The sequence below is a fragment of the Winogradskyella immobilis genome (genome assembly GCF_021887715.1).
In the GTDB taxonomy this organism is placed as follows: Bacteria; Bacteroidota; Bacteroidia; order Flavobacteriales; family Flavobacteriaceae; genus Winogradskyella; species Winogradskyella immobilis.
The window spans coordinates 1-2470 of record NZ_JAIQXX010000046.1 but is presented as its reverse complement, the minus strand read 5'-3'; the positions used below and the strand labels follow the sequence as shown (position 1 = coordinate 2470).

Annotated in this window: 3 protein-coding genes; all 3 read left to right on the top strand. The window is 31.7% G+C overall.

What is annotated here, in order from left to right:
- Nucleotides 1–95: 95 nt before the first annotated feature.
- The 3 genes from K8Z87_RS13725 (at nucleotide 96) to K8Z87_RS13715 (ending at nucleotide 2370) form a co-directional block, all read left to right on the top strand.
- Nucleotides 96–908 (top strand): metallophosphoesterase, encoded by an 813-nt coding sequence (locus tag K8Z87_RS13725; RefSeq protein ID WP_227478147.1) that lies wholly within the window; start codon nucleotides 96–98, stop codon nucleotides 906–908.
- A 209-nt stretch (nucleotides 909–1117) separates the two neighbouring features.
- Nucleotides 1118–1573 (top strand): helix-turn-helix domain-containing protein, encoded by a 456-nt coding sequence (locus K8Z87_RS13720; protein WP_227478146.1) that lies wholly within the window; start codon nucleotides 1118–1120, stop codon nucleotides 1571–1573.
- Nucleotides 1522–2370 (top strand): IS3 family transposase, encoded by an 849-nt coding sequence (locus tag K8Z87_RS13715; protein WP_227478148.1) that lies wholly within the window; start codon nucleotides 1522–1524, stop codon nucleotides 2368–2370. The genes K8Z87_RS13720 and K8Z87_RS13715 overlap by 52 nt, the downstream gene beginning before the upstream one ends.
- The last annotated feature ends 100 nt before the right edge of the window (nucleotides 2371–2470 follow it).

Genomic DNA, 2470 nt, shown 5'->3' with positions numbered 1-2470 from the left:
AAACTATTTTTTTGCCTTCTAAACGGCTGAAAAAAATCTTTTGAACGTCGAAATAATAATCAAAAAAGAGTCAACCTATTTCAGTATAATACAGAATGACGAACTTAACCAGAAGAAAATTTATTAAAAGAGGAATTTTAGCCTCAATTGGATTAGTTCTTTTGGACTCACTTTGGTTTGAGAAATATGTAATTGACTGGAATTACTTTGATATCTCAAAATCGGAAAAAGACAAAATAAAAATCATTCAAATTTCGGATTTACATTTTGACCAATTAAGATACTTTCACAAATCTATTGCAAAAAAAATCAACTCAATAAAACCTGATTTAATATTTATAACTGGAGATTCTGTTGATAAAACAGAAAAAATAAAACCTCTGAATGAATTCCTTGAATTAATTGATAATTCAATTAGAAAGTATGCGATAACTGGAAATTGGGAATATTGGGGAAATGTAAATCTGACAGAACTTAAAAGTATTTATTCTAAAAATAATTGCAAATTATTGATAAACGAGAATAGAACAATTTCAATTAAAAATAGAGAAATCTCAATAATCGGAATTGACGATTTTGTTGGCGGAAACGCTGACTTTGGAAAAGCAGTTGAAAATCTAAAAGAAACTGAAACCAATATTGTTTTATCACATTGTCCTGAACACAGAGATATAATAACAAAACAAAAAGGAAATCTAAATATTGATTTAGTACTTTCTGGACATACTCACGGAGGACAAATTACATTTTTAGGAATTGTTCCTTTCAAACCTCAAGGAAGTGGAAAATATTTAAAAGGTTGGTATAAAGAATCCGAACCGAAAATGTACATATCAAAAGGAATAGGAACAAGTATTTTACCAATCCGATTTGGAGCAAGAGCGGAAATGGTAGAAATGGAAATATAAAAACTACTGGCAACACCGTGTATAATTAATTGCTTTGGTCATTGCTCATTTGGAAAATTCCTAAGGAATTTTCTCGCGTTCGTTTTTGTTTACTAAATTAGTTGCTGAAACACGCAACTAACCATACACGAACACGTTGTGGTTAATACGAGAAACGAACTTTCCTGAAATAGGTTGACTAAAAATTAGTCATTTAATTATAGTCACTTATGAAACCACAAAAAGAACACTGGCGAAAAAAAAGCTACCAAAAAGTAACTCTGGAAACCAAACTTTTAGTCGTTGACCAAATCTTAAACGGTCAGACATCCACAAATTTTGCTTCCAAAAAATATGATGTTCCTAGAACCACCATTACCTATTGGTTAAGAAAATACAGTACTTTAGTACAACAAAATACAGGTATGAGTAAAAACGATGAAATCAAGAAACTAAAGGAACGTATTGAAGAACTCGAGTTTGTAAAAGACTTTCAGCAAGATATCATTGCTGATATGGAACTCATTACTGGTGTCGATATGTCAAAAAAGTCCTTGCCCAAAACATTAGCAAAAGAGATAGAGAAAAAGAAGAAAAACCGTATAAAAGAAAATGGCTCTATCAGTGTTTTGGGATCTCTAAACAAGCCTTCTATAAAAGACTCAAAACACAACAAAAACAGCTAATAGACCAACAAAAACTAATCAAAATGGTAAAGGACTATCGTAAAAAAGTAGGCTCTAAAACTGGTGGAATAAAACTGCATAATGAACTTAAACAAAATTGCATAAAAGCCAATATCAAAATAGGAAGAGACAAGTTTTATCGCTTTTTGAGGCATAATAATTTACTGGTTCCTAAACGCAAAAACTACCTCACAACTACAAACTCTAATCACATGTACAAAAAATATAAAAACCTCGTAAAAAACAAAGTCCCTAATCGACCAGAACAGCTTTGGGTAAGCGATATCACATACATTAAAACTGAAAATGGTCATAATTACCTCGCATTAGTCACAGACGCCTATTCCAAACAAATAATGGGGTATAAACTCGATAACCATATGAGAACATCGCTTTGCACAGATGCACTCGCCATGGCTATTAAAAATAGAGAATATCCTAAACTGCCACTCATTCATCATTCGGACAGAGGTTTTCAATACTGCAATCCTAAATACACAACTTTTGCTGAAACAAACGGTATAACAATGAGTATGACCGAACAATACGACCCTTATGAAAATGCTCTGGCTGAACGTATTAACAGAACTCTTAAATACGAATACGGACTAAAACAAACCATTAAAAACACAGATATAGCTCAACAAATGACCGAGCAAGCTGTATATATCTATAACAATTTAAGAACTCATTTTAGCCTGGACCTCAGAAAACCAGCCGAAGTCCATTTGAATCCCAACATCAAATACAAATCTTATCGAAAAAATAATGTAAATTTACCTGAACTAACAATTTAATATCGAACCTAGTTCAAACTATTTTTTTGCCTTCTAAACGGCTGAAAAAAATCTTTTGAACGTCGAAATAATAATCAAAAAAGAGTCAACCTATTTCAGT

Excerpts from the sequence above, each read along its gene's own strand:
- K8Z87_RS13725 (WP_227478147.1), top strand. The coding sequence starts at position 96 with ATGACGAACTTAACCAGAAGAAAATTTATTAAAAGAGGAATTTTAGCC.
- K8Z87_RS13720 (WP_227478146.1), top strand. The coding sequence starts at position 1,118 with ATGAAACCACAAAAAGAACACTGGCGAAAAAAAAGCTACCAAAAAGTA.